Origin of the sequence: Nocardia inohanensis NBRC 100128 (genome assembly GCF_001612945.1) — a bacterium.
Lineage (GTDB): Bacteria > Actinomycetota > Actinomycetes > Mycobacteriales > Mycobacteriaceae > Nocardia > Nocardia inohanensis.
The window spans coordinates 513,444-528,784 of sequence record NZ_BDBK01000001.1 but is presented as its reverse complement, the minus strand read 5'-3'; the positions used below and the strand labels follow the sequence as shown (position 1 = coordinate 528,784).

Annotated in this window: 19 protein-coding genes, 1 tRNA gene and 1 pseudogene; 5 read left to right on the top strand and 16 right to left on the bottom strand. The window is 66.8% G+C overall.

The genetic code is table 11. The features are described from left to right. Positions 1-17: 17 nt before the first annotated feature. From NI1_RS37725 to NI1_RS02610, 4 genes are all read right to left on the bottom strand, one after another. Positions 18-389, bottom strand: coding sequence for an AMP-binding protein (locus NI1_RS37725; RefSeq protein ID WP_169815527.1), 372 nt, complete (start codon positions 387-389; stop codon positions 18-20). A gap of 412 nt (positions 390-801) precedes the next feature. Then, entirely contained in the window at positions 802-987 is a 186-nt protein-coding gene (locus tag NI1_RS02615; RefSeq protein WP_067813665.1) for a hypothetical protein, read from the bottom strand. A gap of 93 nt (positions 988-1,080) precedes the next feature. Then, a complete protein-coding gene (locus tag NI1_RS36925; protein ID WP_084522485.1) occupies positions 1,081-1,278 on the bottom strand; it encodes a DUF397 domain-containing protein in 198 nt (65 codons plus the stop codon). Further along, positions 1,265-2,182 (bottom strand): helix-turn-helix domain-containing protein, encoded by a 918-nt coding sequence (locus NI1_RS02610; protein WP_067813663.1) that lies wholly within the window; start codon positions 2,180-2,182, stop codon positions 1,265-1,267. Before NI1_RS02610 ends, NI1_RS36925 begins: the two co-directional genes overlap by 14 nt. A 183-nt stretch (positions 2,183-2,365) precedes the next feature. Here NI1_RS02610 and NI1_RS02605 point away from each other — a divergent pair, with 183 nt between their 5' ends. Next, on the top strand, positions 2,366-2,668 hold the full coding sequence (locus tag NI1_RS02605) for a hypothetical protein (RefSeq protein WP_067813661.1): 303 nt from the start codon (positions 2,366-2,368) through the stop codon (positions 2,666-2,668). Positions 2,669-2,850: 182 nt separating this feature from the next. Here NI1_RS02605 and NI1_RS02600 read toward each other — a convergent pair whose 3' ends face one another. The 6 genes from NI1_RS02600 to NI1_RS02575 form a co-directional block, all read right to left on the bottom strand. Next, positions 2,851-4,011, bottom strand: a complete 1,161-nt coding sequence (locus NI1_RS02600) for an acyl-CoA dehydrogenase family protein (protein WP_067813659.1) — start codon at positions 4,009-4,011, stop codon at positions 2,851-2,853. Positions 4,012-4,029: 18 nt separating this feature from the next. Beyond that, the gene (locus NI1_RS02595) at positions 4,030-4,848 is read right to left on the bottom strand and encodes a CoA transferase (protein ID WP_067813657.1); all 819 of its coding nucleotides are present in this window, start codon (positions 4,846-4,848) and stop codon (positions 4,030-4,032) included. Positions 4,849-4,951: 103 nt separating this feature from the next. Then, complete coding sequence (locus tag NI1_RS02590) at positions 4,952-6,184, bottom strand: vWA domain-containing protein (RefSeq protein WP_067813654.1); 1,233 nt, start codon at positions 6,182-6,184, stop codon at positions 4,952-4,954. Further along, positions 6,181-7,416: an AAA family ATPase gene (locus NI1_RS02585; RefSeq protein ID WP_067813652.1), complete on the bottom strand. Its 1,236-nt coding sequence runs from the start codon at positions 7,414-7,416 to the stop codon at positions 6,181-6,183. The genes NI1_RS02590 and NI1_RS02585 overlap by 4 nt, the downstream gene beginning before the upstream one ends. Positions 7,417-7,496: 80 nt before the next feature. After that, complete coding sequence (locus NI1_RS02580) at positions 7,497-8,825, bottom strand: hypothetical protein (protein ID WP_067815139.1); 1,329 nt, start codon at positions 8,823-8,825, stop codon at positions 7,497-7,499. A gap of 64 nt (positions 8,826-8,889) precedes the next feature. Beyond that, positions 8,890-9,147, bottom strand: coding sequence for a three-helix bundle dimerization domain-containing protein (locus NI1_RS02575; protein ID WP_067813651.1), 258 nt, complete (start codon positions 9,145-9,147; stop codon positions 8,890-8,892). A gap of 411 nt (positions 9,148-9,558) precedes the next feature. On the opposite strand from NI1_RS02575, the gene NI1_RS02570 reads away from it, so the two are divergent. Then, positions 9,559-9,750 (top strand): hypothetical protein, encoded by a 192-nt coding sequence (locus NI1_RS02570; RefSeq protein WP_157534914.1) that lies wholly within the window; start codon positions 9,559-9,561, stop codon positions 9,748-9,750. On the opposite strand, the gene NI1_RS02565 is transcribed toward NI1_RS02570, so the two are convergent. After that, positions 9,709-10,737 (bottom strand): AraC family transcriptional regulator ligand-binding domain-containing protein, encoded by a 1,029-nt coding sequence (locus tag NI1_RS02565; RefSeq protein WP_067813647.1) that lies wholly within the window; start codon positions 10,735-10,737, stop codon positions 9,709-9,711. The two genes, NI1_RS02570 and NI1_RS02565, sit on opposite strands and share 42 nt — an antisense overlap. Before the next feature lie 132 nt (positions 10,738-10,869). Beyond that, complete coding sequence (locus NI1_RS02560) at positions 10,870-11,130, bottom strand: metal-sensitive transcriptional regulator (protein WP_067813644.1); 261 nt, start codon at positions 11,128-11,130, stop codon at positions 10,870-10,872. 150 nt (positions 11,131-11,280) lie between these two features. Between NI1_RS02560 and NI1_RS02555 the strand changes: the two genes are divergently transcribed. Next, the gene (locus tag NI1_RS02555; RefSeq protein ID WP_067813642.1) at positions 11,281-11,676 is read left to right on the top strand and encodes a carboxymuconolactone decarboxylase family protein; all 396 of its coding nucleotides are present in this window, start codon (positions 11,281-11,283) and stop codon (positions 11,674-11,676) included. A gap of 19 nt (positions 11,677-11,695) precedes the next feature. Further along, positions 11,696-11,758, top strand: a pseudogene (locus NI1_RS40285) (DUF8730 family Cys-rich protein); the annotation flags it as partial. 10 nt (positions 11,759-11,768) lie between these two features. Here NI1_RS40285 and NI1_RS02550 read toward each other — a convergent pair. Next, a complete protein-coding gene (locus NI1_RS02550) occupies positions 11,769-13,241 on the bottom strand; it encodes a wax ester/triacylglycerol synthase domain-containing protein (protein WP_067813641.1) in 1,473 nt (490 codons plus the stop codon). A gap of 261 nt (positions 13,242-13,502) precedes the next feature. Between NI1_RS02550 and NI1_RS02545 the strand changes: the two genes are divergently transcribed. Continuing rightward, positions 13,503-13,826, top strand: coding sequence for a hypothetical protein (locus NI1_RS02545; protein WP_067813639.1), 324 nt, complete (start codon positions 13,503-13,505; stop codon positions 13,824-13,826). A 24-nt stretch (positions 13,827-13,850) separates the two neighbouring features. Here NI1_RS02545 and NI1_RS02540 read toward each other — a convergent pair whose 3' ends face one another. The 3 genes from NI1_RS02540 to NI1_RS02530 all read right to left on the bottom strand — a co-directional run bounded on the left by NI1_RS02540 (position 13,851) and on the right by NI1_RS02530 (position 15,146). Next, positions 13,851-14,150: a DUF1540 domain-containing protein gene (locus NI1_RS02540; RefSeq protein ID WP_067813637.1), complete on the bottom strand. Its 300-nt coding sequence runs from the start codon at positions 14,148-14,150 to the stop codon at positions 13,851-13,853. A gap of 136 nt (positions 14,151-14,286) precedes the next feature. Then, positions 14,287-14,358 (bottom strand) — tRNA-Val (locus tag NI1_RS02535). A gap of 152 nt (positions 14,359-14,510) precedes the next feature. After that, positions 14,511-15,146 carry a class I SAM-dependent methyltransferase gene (locus NI1_RS02530; RefSeq protein WP_067813636.1) on the bottom strand — a complete coding sequence of 212 codons (636 nt, stop codon included), beginning with the start codon at positions 15,144-15,146 and terminating at the stop codon, positions 14,511-14,513. Positions 15,147-15,341 lie beyond the last annotated feature (195 nt).

Here is a 15,341-nt window from a genome sequence, read left to right as displayed (position 1 = left end):
GATTCCTGCTCCGGGGATCAGCCGGCGTGGCGGTGCATACCCGATTCGGCCGCGGTCAACGGGGCGCCGGAGGTACTCAGATATTCGCGCAGCGCGGCCCGGTCATCGAGTACCAGCCAGCGCACCGAATCGCTCGATCCGGGATGCCGGTCCCGCACGGTCACGCCCGCGGTGGCTGCCGGAGTGAACATCCCATCGCGCACCCGCCACGCCGTCGCACCCAGTTTGACCAGTGCGTATCGCACCGCGACCGCCTCGAATCCGGGCACCGCGGCGATCGCGACGAGACAGCCCGGCCCGACTCCGCGCCGCAACAGCATGCGGGCCAGCCGATTAGACCAGACGTCGAGATCCGAATAGGTCAATCGAAACCCGCCATCGGATGCCACAACGTTATCCGGAACCACCGGAACAACACTCACGCCACCGTCGAAAGTCCTCGTACGCATCGGAATCGATCCTCCTGCTCCGTAGAACGCATTTCTCCCCGTGAGGCAGTGGTTACCGCCGGACGACGCGGCACAAGGCGGGCTGGAAATCACATCCGCGAAATTCATTGCCGCAGAATTCGAATCGAACTACGCAATCACTACATCGGGATTGCCTCCGATTCGCCTAACCACCGTAAACACAACGCAACACGCCCGTAAACCTGCCCGCTTCGCCCGGATGCGGGCTAACACTGGCCAGTGCCTGCCCTGAAGAAGGGCAGCCCCTTTCCGGTGCGGGCCCCAGTCGGCTCGCGGCATGAAAACGGCCCCCACCATCGACATCCGATGGTGAGGGCCGTGGTCGCCCGAACTACGGCAGCAACTGCCAGACGAGATTGCCTGCGCCGCGACCGTTCACGGTCGGATTGCAGTAAAGCGTGCGGCCATCAGCCCCTTTGGTCACGGCGTCGGCATTACCGCACGGCTGACCGGGCTTGACCCCGCCGGGATCGGCGGAAGCGACCACCGAACCGGTGAGCACCGCGGCGACCGCCACCGCGCAAACGATCACTGAATTCCGAACTGAACGCATCTGTCTCCCCCTGGATCTGTTGGCAGCCGCCACATTAGCGCGTCCGCCGATCAACCGTCACCCGCATTTCCGGACCCCGTCGATGAAAGCGTCCCATTCGCCTGGAGAGAGGACCAGGGCCGGGCCGGTCGGGTTCTTCGAATCACGAACGCCGACATGGCCTTCCGGCAGCCAAGCGATCTCGACGCAGTCGCCCTGGCTACCGCTGTAGCTGCTCTTGAACCAAGCGGGTCCGGATAGGTCACTGTTTGTCATGTTCGAACTCCTTCGTCACCCGGCGAATCAGCTCCCGGGACGGATCATCTTCCAGCGCAGCACTTTCGATCGCCGAGGCGAGCTCACTGTAGAGCCGGACCTCGTCGGGCTTCTCCAGATACACATCCTGCGTCGGACCACCCTCGATGTACACGATCGGCGGTTCTGCGACTTCGTCGGCGGCGGCCTGCCCGAACTCCAGGATGGTGAAGGATCCGCGTGGCATCCCCCACGTAAGCCCGGCCGAGAACGGGTGAATGCGCACCGAGACGTTCGGCAGTTTCGAGATCTCGGCGAGGTGGCGCAGTTGCGCGGCCATGACGCGCGGACCGCCGATCACCCGATGCAGCGCCGATTCGTGCAGCAGCACCGTCAGCACGACCGGTCTGGTCTTGCGAGTGACGATGGCCTGCCGCTTCATTCGGTGTTCCACGCGACGATCGATGTCGACGCCGTCGGTGAATCCGGGGTAGGCACCGATGACCGCGCGGGCATAATCAGCGGTTTGCAGCAGACCGGGGACATGCTCGTGGTAGGTGATCAACCGCTGCGCGGCGGCTTCGAGCCCGGTGTACATATTGAACGCTTCGGAATACAGACCACCGTAGGCGTGATACCAGCTTTGCGTCCTCGCGACCTCGGCCAGCTCGATAGCCGCGCGCGTCTCAGCCGTTGCGACGCCGAAGACTTCGCACAGTGCGCGCACATCCTGCTTGCGCACCTTCTGAGTCTGCCCCGCCTCGATCCGCTGCAAGGCCGACGCGGACAGATCCGCCAGCTTCGCGGCGGCGGCAATTGTAAAGCCGTTCGCTTCCCGCCACTCCCGCAGGAACCGGCCGAGTTGCCGTCGCGGCAGGGTCGAACTCAGCGGGACCTCAGCGACGTCTTCGTGCGTGCTGGTCATGTCGTGTTCCCATCAAAATCGAAATCGGGTCGAGCCGGTCACGAAATCGGGTGCAGTTCACGAGGTTTTCGGATTGCTTCATGGCTATTCGGACGAATCTGAATCGGGTAACCGATTCTACTGCAACCGAACACATTTCGGTGCTGTCCTGATATCCATGGCAACGACAGGGAGGTACCGGTGATGAGCGGCGATGACGACAAGATCGAATTCCAGGTCCTCGTAGACGTTCTCGACGCCGTCGAAGCCCGCCTACGCGATCATGAACGCTACGGCTGGCGACTGACCGTGCCCCGCACGCAAATTTATGCCACGGTCCTGCACGCGGTAATCCTCAGCGCCCGCGCCACCCGCATCTTCCCCACCACGCTGGATCGCGCCGAGATCCTCGACGCGATCTTCGACGGCATCGACGCCCCCGAATCCTGCACGGGCCGCCGGCCGATAGACGACGCCATCAGCGGTCACATCATGAACGCGAATTGACTTCCGCCACTCCATGACTCGCCGCGAGATCACCGTCCGCTCGGCAACAATCAGAGGTCAGGCGACGGCGGCGAGGCGGCGCGAATGGGCGAGCAGCGCGAGGGCTCGGCGGTACCCGGTCCAAGGTGGACCGGGCACCAGCTCAGCACCCGCGCCCATCAATCGAATTTCGCTGCACCCCTTCAGAGGGAGCGGGAGATGATCTCCTTCATGATCTCACTGGTGCCGCCGTAGATGCGGTTCACGCGCGAACCGGTGTACATGTTCGCGATCGGGTACTCCATCATGTATCCGTAGCCGCCGAACAGCTGCAAGCACTTGTCGATGACCTTGTCGGAGGTCTCGGCGGCGAACAGTTTGGCCATGGAGGCCGTCGACGGGTCGTTCTTGCCGTCGATGTACTGCTGAATCGCGTAGTCGACAAGGGTTTTGATGGCGAGCGCCTCGGTCTTGCACTCGGCCAGGGTGAAGGCGTTGTGCTGGAATTTGCCGATGGGACGGCCGAAGGCCTCGCGTTCCTTCGAATACCGCAGCGCCTCCAGCACGGCGGCTTCGGCCAGGGCCGAGCACAGGCTGGCGATGATCAACCGCTCGCGGGCCAGCTGCTCCATCAGCTGATAGAAGCCCAGACCCTCCTGCTCGCCGAGCAGGTTCGCGACCGGTACCCGCATATCGGAGAAGAACAGTTCGCGGGTGTCCTGCGCGTGCTGGCCCATCTTCTCCAGCACCCGGCCGCGTTCGAAGCCCGGCAGATCCTCGGTTTCGGCGACAATGAGCGAGACACCGGCCGCGCCCTGGGACGGGTCGGTCTTGGCGACGATCACCAGCAGATCGCAGTGGGTTCCATTGGAGATGAACGTCTTCGAGCCGTTGATGACGTAATGGTCGCCCTCGCGCACGGCGGTGGTGCGCACCGATTGCAGGTCCGATCCGGTGCCGGGTTCGGTCATGGCGATGGCCAGCACCAGCTCACCGCTGATAATGCCCGGCAGCCATTTGGCACGCTGCTCGGCATTGCCGTAACGGTGGACGTAGTGCGACACGATCGGCGAATGCACCGAGAAGCCGAAACCGTTGTCGTGCGCGTAGACCAGTTCCTCCTGCACGACGGCCTGGAGGCCGAAATCGCCGCCCGCGCCACCGAATTCCTCGGGCAGATCCAGGCCGAGCAGCCCCGCGTCACCGGCCTTGTTCCAGAATTCCCGGTCGACCGCGTGCTGTTTGGTCCAGCGTTCGCGATTGGGCGTGATCTCCTTGCGGAAGAATTCGGCGGCGTGCTTGCGCAGCTCGCGATGCTGATCGGTTTCCCAAGTGGGCCGGTAATCAGGGAAAAGTTCGGACATCGTTGTTCTACTTTCCGTTCAGGAGCGAATTCCGTTGAGGGGCAGGTCTTTATCCGCCGCGATCGCCTCGAGTTCGGCAATGGTCCTGCCGGCGAAGGCTGCGCGCAGGCTCTCGTGGCTGCCGTCCGCGCCGAAGACTTCCAGGGTGCGCATGAAGAAGTGCGGTTCGACCGCGCCCAGCGCGACGTGACCGTCCGCGCATTCGTAGATGCCGTAGCCGGGGAACGCGCCGCCGAGGATCGCGTCCTTGCCCATCAGCCGGTAACGGACGGCATCCCCGGCGCGCGCGGCCGCGTCTTCCAGCGCGACCCGATAGGGCTCTCCCCCACCGGTTTCCGCCCGTCGCACCAGCGCGGCCAGCGCCGTGGAGACGGTCCGCTCCGCACCCAGCATGTCGGCGATCGGCACCGTCGGCATCTGCGGCGGGGTCAGCGTGCCGTGTACGGCCTGATAGTTCAGATCATGACCGGGCACCTCGGGATCCGCCGCGTGCCCGACGATTTCGATCAGCGACAGCTTCGGGAACCGGTCCTGCGGTCGCGCGAGCCCGAGCCGGGCGAGCGCGGTCGGGCGCATGGAGGTGATGAGCAGATCGGCATCGGCGAGCAGCTCGTCGAGCTTGCCCCGATCGGCATCCTGCTTCACATCGAGCGTGACGACTTCCTGATGCTCGATCAGCATCCGATACCAGTCCGGTGCCGCGGCCGCGAGCGGATCCCCGGCCGGCGGCTCCACCTTCACCACGCTCGCACCCAGTTCGGCCAGCCGCGCCGCGGCCAGCGGACCGGGCAGATTCACCGCCAGCGAGACGACCCGGACTCCAGTGAGGGGTAGCAACGTCGCGACCTCCGATCAACAGACAATACGTGCGTATCGTACACGTGTCGCGAACAACGCAAAGTGGCCGAAAGAACTGCATGTAGGACCGCTCGCACAGCCCTCATCCGATGTCGACGACGCGGGCCCAGACGGGCGGGGCATCGGGGACGTAGTCGGGGTTGTGTTCGCTGTAGGAGTTGCCACGCCGGAACAGGCCCACCACCGTCCGGCACGATGGTTTGGCGGCCGGCCAGGGGGTTTGGCCGTCGGTCAGCACGACGACGGCGTCCGGGCGAGGCTGGGCGCGCAGGGCCTTGGCGAAGCCCGCGCGCAGATCGGTGCCGCCGCCACCCATCAGCGGTATGCCTTCGGCCTCGCACAGCGGGTGCGCGATGCGGGCGGCGGCATCGCAGGACAGCACCGTGACCAGGTCGCGGCGGCCGCCGATCGCACGGGAGATGGCGGTGACTTCCAGTAGGGCGCTGCCCAATTCGGTATCGCTGACCGAGCCGGAGGTATCGATGATGACGGTGACCCGGGGCGGGGTGCGGCGCAGGCTCGGCAGCACTACGCCGGGCAGGCTGACCGAGCGGCGGGCCGGGCGGCCGTAGGTGTAGTCCTCGCCCGCGCCGGGGGCCGAGACGGCGGCGCGCAGTGCCGCGCCGAGCAGGTCGCGCCAGGGCTGCGTGGGGTGGAAGACCTCCTCGGCCCAGCGCCGCCAGGCTTCGGGAGTGTTGCCGGGGCGGCCGATGATGCCCTGCGCCACCCGGAATCGGACCGCGTCGCGTTGCTGTTCGCTGAGACCGTCCGCGCCGTCGGGGCCGAGCTCCCAGTCGCGTTCGCGGCCGTCCGCACCGCTGCCGCAGTCGAGCCAGGCCATCGCGGGGGTGTATGCGCTGGACTGGAATTCGCGCAGGTACTCCTCCATGAGCAGGCCCTCGGGCAGGTCGATGTCGGTGGGCATGATCGCGCCTTCGGGGCGGACCAGGCCATCGCCGTAGATGTCGTCGTTGATCTCGAAGTCGGCGGCGATATTGCGGCGCAGGGCCTCCGCCGGGCCGGTCAGTTCGTGCTCACGGGCGAAACGTTCACCGCGGCTGTGATGGTCACGCAGCAGGTGAGAGACCTCGTGCACGAGCACGCCCGCCAATTCCTCGACGGGCATGCGATCCACGAAGGCCGGTGAGACGTAGCAGCGCCAATGCTTGTCCACGCTCATGGTCGGGACGCGCCGGGATTCGACGATGTTCAGCGCGAACAGCGCGGTCGCCAGATACGGGCGGACCCGGACCGCATACAGGCGGGCGGCGAAGAGTTTGCCGAGATCCAGTGCGGCGGGGGCGTTCACGCTCATCGGGCCGCCTGTACGAGGTCGGCGGCGCGATCGGCGCGCTGGGATACCGACACCACCCCGGCCAGCCGGTCGATCGCGGCCGGAACGGACCAATTGCCCTGGCGCAGGGTGGCGAGCGTGGTCGCGGGGACCACGACCAGGTCCGGGGCGCCGGTTTCGGCCGCGCGCACCAGCAGCGTCCAGGCCGCATCCCAGCGCGCCTGGTCCGGGCGCTTGCGGACCGCCGCCACCACCCCGTCGAGGACGGCTTGCCGCAGATCGCCGCGCTCGGGCAGGACGGCGGAATCCGGGTCCGCCAGCAGCACTTCGGGATCCGGCAGGTCCATCCGGTCCAGGCTGGTCAGCAGTTCGAAACCCGGGCCGTCGCCCACCGTGCCGCGGATCAGCAGCGACAGCACGTCCCGCGAAGAGCCGGCCGCGGTGGCGAAGGCGATCAGCCGCAACGCCATATCCCAGCTGCGCGGTGAGGCCCAGGCCCCGCCGCGCCGGGTTTCGGTGGAGGGCAGCTGGTGTACCAGCTTGGGGCGGGCCGCGAGCAGCACACATACGGCGCGGCGGGCGAAAGCCACTGCCTCCGTGAGCTTTTCCGGATCCAACCGCGGCAGGGTGGCGCGCGGCCACACTCCGCCCAGGCCGCGCACGACCACGTCGTGATCGTGGGTCCAGTACAGGTGCACGAATCGGTTGGCCAGCGGCGGGCTCAGTTCCCAGCCGTCCGCGGCCGAGGAGCGCGGGTTGGCGGCGGCCACGATGCGCACGCCGGGTGGGAGTTTCAGCGCGCCGATCCGGCGTTCCAGCACCAGGCGCAGCAGTGCGGCCTGCACGGCGGGCGGGGCGGTGGAGAGCTCGTCGAGGAACAGCAGGCCCCGGCCGGCGCGGACCAGCCGGACCGCCCAATCCGGCGGGGCCATCGGGACGCCCTGTTCGGCGGGATCGTCGCCGATGATGGGCAGGCCCGAAAAGTCGGACGGCTCATGGACGCTCGCGATCACCGTGGTCAACGGCAGGTCCAAGGTCTCGGCCAGCTGGGTCAGCGCGGCGGTCTTGCCGATACCCGGTTCACCCCACAGCAGCACCGGCAGGTCGGCGGCCACGGCCAGGGTGAGCGCCTCGAGTTGATTGTCCGCGCGGGGCTCGGTGGTCGTCTCGCCCAGCAGCGCCAGCAGATCACCGGCGATGTCGAGCTGGGTGGTATCGGGGGCGTGGATGTGGGCATTGGTGTCGATAGACATGTGTGAATCACCTTGTGGGTCAGTAGAAGTGACGAAGTACGCGAATGGCGTTGCAGGTGTGACAGCGGGCGACCGCGAGGTCAGACAGTCGCGTTGCGCGGGTGGCCGCGGCGACTGCGCGGACGCGGACGGCTGGGACCGCCGTGCAAGGGACGAGCCAATACGGCTCGATACAGCCCGTAGATGATTCGCTGGTGCGCGCAGGCGTCCAGTTCATCCCGCAGCGCGCCGTCCCGCAGGTGCGCCCCGGGTCCGAGGAGACCTTCGATGATGGCGAGCGCGCCCGCCGTATCACCGTGGTGCAGGCGTTCCCGAACACCGTTGAGACACTCGGGGTTCCGGTGCGCCTGGTCGATGACCCGCAAGCAGGGCAGCATCGGGGTGCGGGTCAGCGCGACCAGCAGTTCCTCGCGCCGTATCTCGTCCGGGTCGTGGTCCAGCGCGGTCAGCACACCGTCGACCAGCCCGATGCGGTGCTGTTCTCCGCGACAGGCTACGAGGGGTCGCCGCGCCGAATCGACTCGCGCCCGGGCTGTTTCATCCGGTGTGTAGTCCGGCGCCAGCGCCGAGGCGACCAGCGGATGCAGCCGGTCGGCCGAGATCATGCCGCTCCGAAGCAGTTTCGAATCGGGCGGCTCCCAGATCGCGGCATCGGGCAGGACCGGCAGGGCGGAGATGCCGCCCGCCGGGTGATCTCCTACCAGCCGCACCGTGGGCGGGCCGTCGTCCTCGACCAGTTCGAGCACGGTCCGTTGCCGGGCACCCGTCCGCAAAAGGAAGGTATTCGCCTGCCGCCCTTCGGCATCGAGCAGAATGCGCGCTTCGGCCGCCCAGCGCGCGGCGGGTTCCCGGGCACCGCCGCGCCCGCGAAGCTCACCGGCCCGGCGCGCATCCCACAGGTGTCGATGCAGATCCAGCCGGAACCGCCGATCGGGCCGGGGATGCGGATGCAGGCTGTTCGCGGGACCGGATCCGTCCCATAGCGCGAGTTCGATCCGCTGGCCCGCGTCCGCCCAGACGGGAGCGGTGCGAGCCACCAGATGGACGGAACCGGCTCTGCCGCAGTCGTTTCCGATCTTTTCGGCGGCGTATCGAGCCAGCGCGATGGTCAATCCGGGCCGCAACAGCCCGTCCGGAGCGATCCGCGGCAGATGCCACCGCAACAGATCCGGAGCCAAATGCCGGAGATCGCCCCGCACCCGATTTCCGAGCTCGCGCCCGTAAACCCGTGCCAGCCAACGTAAGTCGATATCGACATCGAACCCCGCGGCGGCGCAGGCCCCCGCCCAATCCCCGGCCTGACGCCGGGCGGTCGCGATCTCGATCATGGATGGCGGCACCGCGAATTCACGCACGCGCGGCCAGAAGGAATGGCGGGAAGTGTCCTCGTTCGTGATCTCGGTGAGCATCAGCACTCACCTGAGTTGAACGGGACCCCCAATCTGCGATCAGAAGAAGTCGTCATCGCGTAGATCATATAGTCCCGCGCCGCTCCCGGCCACCCGGGGCCCGGGAACCGGCTGCCGCCCAGTCGGTCCGCGCTCTCCGCAGCTGCCGTTCGGCGATGCGCTCTACCAGCAAGGGAATGAATTCCCGCACCCGGTGGGTGTCGAACTCGCGATGAATTCCGCGCACTTCCTCGCCGACCACGCGCGGGGCGAGGTGAGGGAATTTATCGGTCAACCGGGCCACGAGCTCGCTGATCTGCCGCTCCTCTTCGGGCGCCGTCATGCTCTGGTCTCGCCTCCATGTGCATACCGTCGAAGCCGGCCCCGTTCCTTCGACGGGTGCACGGCGGAATGGACAACGGCCCGTTGATATTTCAACTTCGGACCGTGTTCAAAGTGTCATATCGACAAACGAACTTTACCCGTCCGAATCCGTTTCTGGCACAACAAGTCCGAACGAAGGCACAGCAAGTCCTCGACACTGCGAATGCAAACAACAGATGAAACCCCAACTGCAAACACATTCGGTGGCGACCCGACGCGCCACGCCGGGCCGGCCTTCGGTGAACTTGGCGTGTTTGCCAGGTGTTGACGCCTTCCGCCCTGTCCGAAAACAGACCGTTCGCACGAGACTGGGTCTCAGCCCGTGCCGCGCACGATGGCCGTACCGTCCCGACGTCTGATTGGAGATGCTGTGCAGAACTCCCGCGAAGCCGCTATCGCGTACGTGATCTCGGCATTGGAGTCCAAGGGCACAGCGACCCGCGACGACTTCGACGTACCGAGCATCGTCGCCACGGCCCGAGCGATCGGCGGCAGCTGGGACCTGGCCGGTATGCGCCGGTCACTGTTCTGGAATATCGCCGCCAGCAACCTGAAGGTCTAGCGCCGAACTCCGATGCACCTGCGCGGCAACAGCCCAGCGCAACGACGCCCGCCGCACCGAGGTGGCATCGGCATACCCGAGCAGATGAGCCTGCCGGTTGCGCCCCAACGGCCCCGCGGCCGCCGCCGTCGCCAGCCGGGCATGCCGCGCCCGATCCAGCTCCTGCCGCCACGTGGTCCCCGCCTCCGCCAGCCGGCGCTGCAAGGTCCGAGGACTGGTGGCCAGCCGCCGCGCCACCGAATCCAGTGACGCCTCACCATGTTCCAGCAGTTCGGCAATGGTCACCGCCACCCGCTCCGGCCACGCGGTCGGCAACGGCGGAGGCGGCGGCAGCGCCTCGGCCAGCGGCCGCAACACCGCCGCCAGCACCGGATCAGCGGTGGTGAGCGGCAAATCCATATCCCCGGCCGGAAAAGTCATCGCGTCCAGCTCGGCCCCGAATTCGATAGTGGCGTCACCGAACACGTCACGGAACGCGTCGAGCCGCCTCGGCGCGCGTTGCCGCAACGACACCACCGTCGGATTCAACGGCGCGTCCACCACCCGCCGCGCCCTGGTCAGCACCGCGGTCAACCCCCATAGCTGAGTGAGGTCCCGCGCCGCCCCCTCCCCATCGATCATGTCCAGCCGCAGCGTCGTCCCATCGACCAGATCGAACCGATGATTGGTGGTGACCACCGACACGTAAGGCCCACAGGTCGCCAGCCCCGCCCCCACTGTCGGCGCACTCGTGAACAAATAGTCATACAGCCGAGTCGCTTTCAACTCGTACCGGCTCGCCACCCGCAACGCCACGTCCGGATCATCCAGCCACCGCGCCCCCAACTCCCACAACCGCCCGAAGCTCTCGCTCGGCACATGAACCCCATCGCCGCTCAGCGCCCACTCCGGCACCCCGCACTCGCGAATCAGTCGCTTCCGGTCCAGCCCCGCCTTTTCCAATTGGCGCAGCACGAAGCGGTGCAACATCGTCTGATCGGTCCCCATCGCACCTCCACACCTAGTGCCGCACCCGATGGTGCGAAATGCTATATCGCATATCCCGATCCGGACTCCGCAATTCGAGAGTAGCGGGTACCCGCGCGTACACCGGAACGGCGAAACCGTCGTGCGAGCCGCTCAGGCCAGCGCGAGGAACAACTTTTCCAGCTTCTTGGTGTCGACGCTGTCGGGTCCGCCGGTAGCGAGGCATTGCTGGAGTCCGGTGGTAACCAACGCGAAACCGCTGCGGCTCAAGGCTTTGTTGACCGCGGCCAGCTGGGTGAGCACGTCCTCGCATTCCGCGCCCTCCTCCATCATGCGAATCACACCGGCCAGGTGGCCGTGCGCGCGCTTCATCCGGGTGATCACGAGCTTCATCTCATCGGATTCCAGTCGCATCGGCGTCCTCCTGTTCACGGCGGCCGGATGCGGCCGCTCACACTCGATCATATCCCCCCGGGGGGATGCTAACCTCGGTGGTACATCCCCCCGGGGGGATGCGAACGGCGGACCGGAGCCCTCCTCCGGGGAACAGACGGAAGGAAACCGATGACATCGACCACCGAGCAGGTGCACACTTCCCGGCACGGCACCGAAGTGCTCCGTGAACTCGCACCGCAGCACCGCGAACTGCGCCGCGCCATCCCCGAGGTCTACAAGGGCTTCGGCGAACTGAGCAAGGCCGCCTTCGCCCCTGGCGCGCTCGATCGCAAGACCAAGGAACTCATCGCCTTCGCCATCGGCGTGGTCGAGGGCTGCGACGGCTGCATCGCCTCACACGGCCAAGCCGCCGCCCGCGCCGGAGCCACCCTCGCGGAAGCGGCCGAGGCCATCGGCGTCACCTTCCTCATGCACGGTGGCCCCGCCACCATCCACGGCGCTCGCGCCTACGAAGCGTTCTGCGAATTCGCCGACGCCGTCGACAACGGCCAAGACCCGGCCTGATCCGGAAAGGAATCCCACCATGTGCAATCCCGTGCGCTGCAAGACCTGCGGAAAAACCACCTGGTCCGGATGTGGTCAGCACATCGACCAGGTCAAAGCCGCGACCCCGGCCGGGCAATGGTGCCCGGGACATCAGGACCGCGGCGAGAACGGTTGGCTGCGACGCGTTCTGGGTCGGTAGCGTCCTCCGGTCCATCGACCGCGTCGAGATCGGTCACCGCGCGCATGCCCTGGGCGATGCAGTCGGTCAGTTGCGCCGGATCGGGGATCGCGCCGGTATCGGAATTGATTCCGATGCAACAGGTGTCGACATGTGAGATCAGGGTGATGTTGAAGGCGGTGCCGGTGGTGGGGCCGAAGGGGTAGATGCGCTCGACCTTCGCACCCGCGAAGTACAGGTGCACCGGGGAACCCGGAACGTCCGAGGCGACGAAGTCGACGTGTTTGAACATGTCGGTGAGCAGACCCGCGGGCAACCGGTTGAAGGTCGCCGCGACGGCATGCGAGTACGGGAGCGCCGGTTCCCGTTTCCAGCCTTCGATGGTGTGGTCGAGTGCGCGCATGAGGTCCAACGCGCCCGTTGTGTCGGCCGGAACCGCGAAGCGCGCCAGCGTGATCCGGTTGCCGCCGATGGGATCGGTAGCCCTGCGCAGGCTGATCGGCATTGCCACACGCAGCTGATCGACCTTCGCCCCGTGCCGATCGTGATAGGCGCGCAGTCCGATCAGTGTCGCGGCCAGGAAAGCGTCGTTGACCGTGCAGCCCACGCGATGCGCGCTGCGCCGCAGGTCCGCCAACGGCACCTCGAGCAAGGTCAGCTCCCGGCCCAAGCTGCGCCGGGTCATCAGCGGAGACAGGGTGGTGGTGACGGGGTGGGCGAGGCGGAACAGGGAACCCGCTAGCGCCACACCCTCTTTGACCAATCCGATCGGATCGGTTACCGTCCGCCGGGCCAACGGCAGCGCGGTGGCCATGCCGCCACGCACCAAATCCGTTCCGGCACTCCAGTTCCAGGCCAGAATATCGCCGACCATCCCCCGCTCGCCGCCGTCGGCCCCCTGCGGGACCTGCGCGCGTTCGGTTCCGGCGCGGTCGAAATCGAGTATCTCCCCGGCGATCTGGATACCGCCTATGCCGTCGGTGAGACTGTGATGAACCTTCAGGACGAGCGCGCTCTTGCCACCCTCGAGACCGCTCAGCACGGTGAACCGCCACAGCGGCCGGGCCGGGTCGAAGGCGGCCATCGCCTCGGTGCGCGCGAACTCCAGCACCGACTCCAGCCGCGCAGGCGCCGCGGGTTCGAAATGCCTTACATGCCAAGCCAAGTCGAAATCCGGGTCCCGGATCCAGCGCGGCGGCGCCAGCCCCAGCGGCACCGGCGCCAGCCGATGCCGGAAGCGCGGCACGGCGAGCGTCCCGCGATCGATCATGCGCAGCAGGCGATCCCAGTCCGGTTCGGTGTCCAGCAGCAGCACCGAAACGATCGTGGACCGCAGGTTCGGATCCTGCTCCATGCTCCAGGTGAAAAGGTCCGACTGTGTCATATGGGAGTCGAGTGATGCCATTGCCCGTACCGTCCGTCGTCGCCGCCCGCACCAGGCCGCACCTCACTGTGACCCCATCGACCCCTTGATCGGCAGGGCAGAAGGTCACCGGCCGGATGCCGACCTCACCCGAGTTCCCTTCGGCCCCAAACGAACCGAGACCATCGCGGCGTCCGGAGTGACCATCGGCCCTACGAACCGACCGCTTCGCCGGGCGATGCTGTTGCACGTTGCCGATCCGATCGGCAGCCGTTCGAGTACATCGATTCCAGGAGCCAGATCATGACATCGACCACCCAGCAGCCGGCCGCGGACACCCAGGCCCCCGAGCGGCTCTCCGACGAGGTCCTGGTCTCGGCCAAGGCGGGGCAGCACGCCGCCGGCGCGGCCGTGCACAAGTTCATCGATACCGTCGACGCGGCGATCCGGGAGCGCCGGGAAGCGATCCGCGAGGACTCGGCGCTGCACGAGCTGCGCAGAACCATCGTGGAGGCCGGATTGGAATTGTCCGACAAGCTCATTACCGCGCAGTTCGAGTTCCTGCGCAGCGTCGTCCAGGGCGCGACCGAGGCCCTGGACAAGGCCGACGCCCAGAAGCAGAAGTGAACCGCCCCGCCTGAGCGAAGCGGATCAGCGCGAACTGTAGGTGAGACAGCGGGCCGCGTGCTCCCCCGTACCCGGGCCGACGCGAATACCACCGGCCGCGCACTCGAGCCCCTGGTTGTGCGCGCAATCGACGCGCTGACAAGCGCCGACCATGCTGGTGACGGTATCCAGGCCACCCTTCGTCGACAACGCGATGAAGGTTCCGCAGTCGGCCCCGCCGTCATGGTCGGCGACATTGATCGCGTAGGCGTGGCAACCATCGTGGTTATAGGAGCAATTGCTGACCGTGCACTCGCTGACGTGCGGCATTTCCATCGTGGTCATGTATGCCTCCGAACGTCTCGGTAGTCATTTGCATGCACACCCAGGGTAGACCGATAGAAACGGGCCGGTCGGTATATGGCCCTGTTCGGCCGAATGCGAAACGGCCGGTCCATCACTGATGGACCGGCCGTTCGAGTGGTTCTAGCTGGGTTCGAACCAGCGACCCCTCGCGTGTGAGGCGAGTGCTCTCCCGCTGAGCTATAGAACCATAGCTCGCCACCTGAGTGGCTGTTCGGGGCGGTTTTTGTGCCGCTCGAACGAGAAAGAACATTACACATAGCGGGGACCGCACGCCAAATCGCGTGGACACGGGGATGAAAGGCGGGTGTGAGCGGGGTGAAGGGCGGGGGTGGCGGCGTGTCAGGAATCGGTGCGGCGGACGCGGGCCAGCCAGGCCGATTCGTCGGTGGGCGTGCCTTCGGGGCGGCCCATAGGATCGGTGAAATCGGCGGGGATGCGGGCGCGGCAGCGGGTGGGGCGCAGGTCCTCGAGCAGCCAGCCGGTACCGAAAGCGTCTTCGATGGCGGCGCGCGGGATGCGCGGGCCGAAGCCCGGTTCGGCATCGGAGAAAGCCAGGATGTAGATGCGCCCACCGAGGGCACAGGCGGTGCGCAAGTTGCGGACGTAGCCGGCGACATCACCGTGGGTGGAGGCGAAGACGTGGAAGAGGCCGACATCGATGATGGTGTCGAAGCTCAGGCCGGGATCCAGGTTCAGGGCGTCGGCGACCTCGAAGCGGGCGGTGACGCCATGCCGTTCGGCGTTCTCGCGAGCCTGGCGGATCGCGCTGGGCGAGACATCCAGCCCGCACACCTCGTAACCGCGTTCGGCCAGAAAGATGGCGTGTTCGCCGGTGCCGCAACCGATATCGAGCACGGTGCCGCGAACCCAGCCCGCCGCCTCGAGCTCGACGACGGCCGGTTGCGGTTCGCCGATCACCCACGGCGCGGTGCCGTCGTCATAGGCGCTGTCCCAGAATTCCGTGGGTCGGGTCATCCCTCCAGTGTCCGGCTTCGCGCCCGGTTCGGGGCGTTCTCGCGGCATCTCGCCACCCGTTCATCGCCCCGTCACGGAATCACACCCCTGTAGTTCACATTTACCCCCATTAACCAGGCGATTTGTTGTCTGCGCAGATAGTCGGCTAATGTTCTCTCTCGTCAGCCGGACAGCCGCCAAGGCGCCGGGGACGAA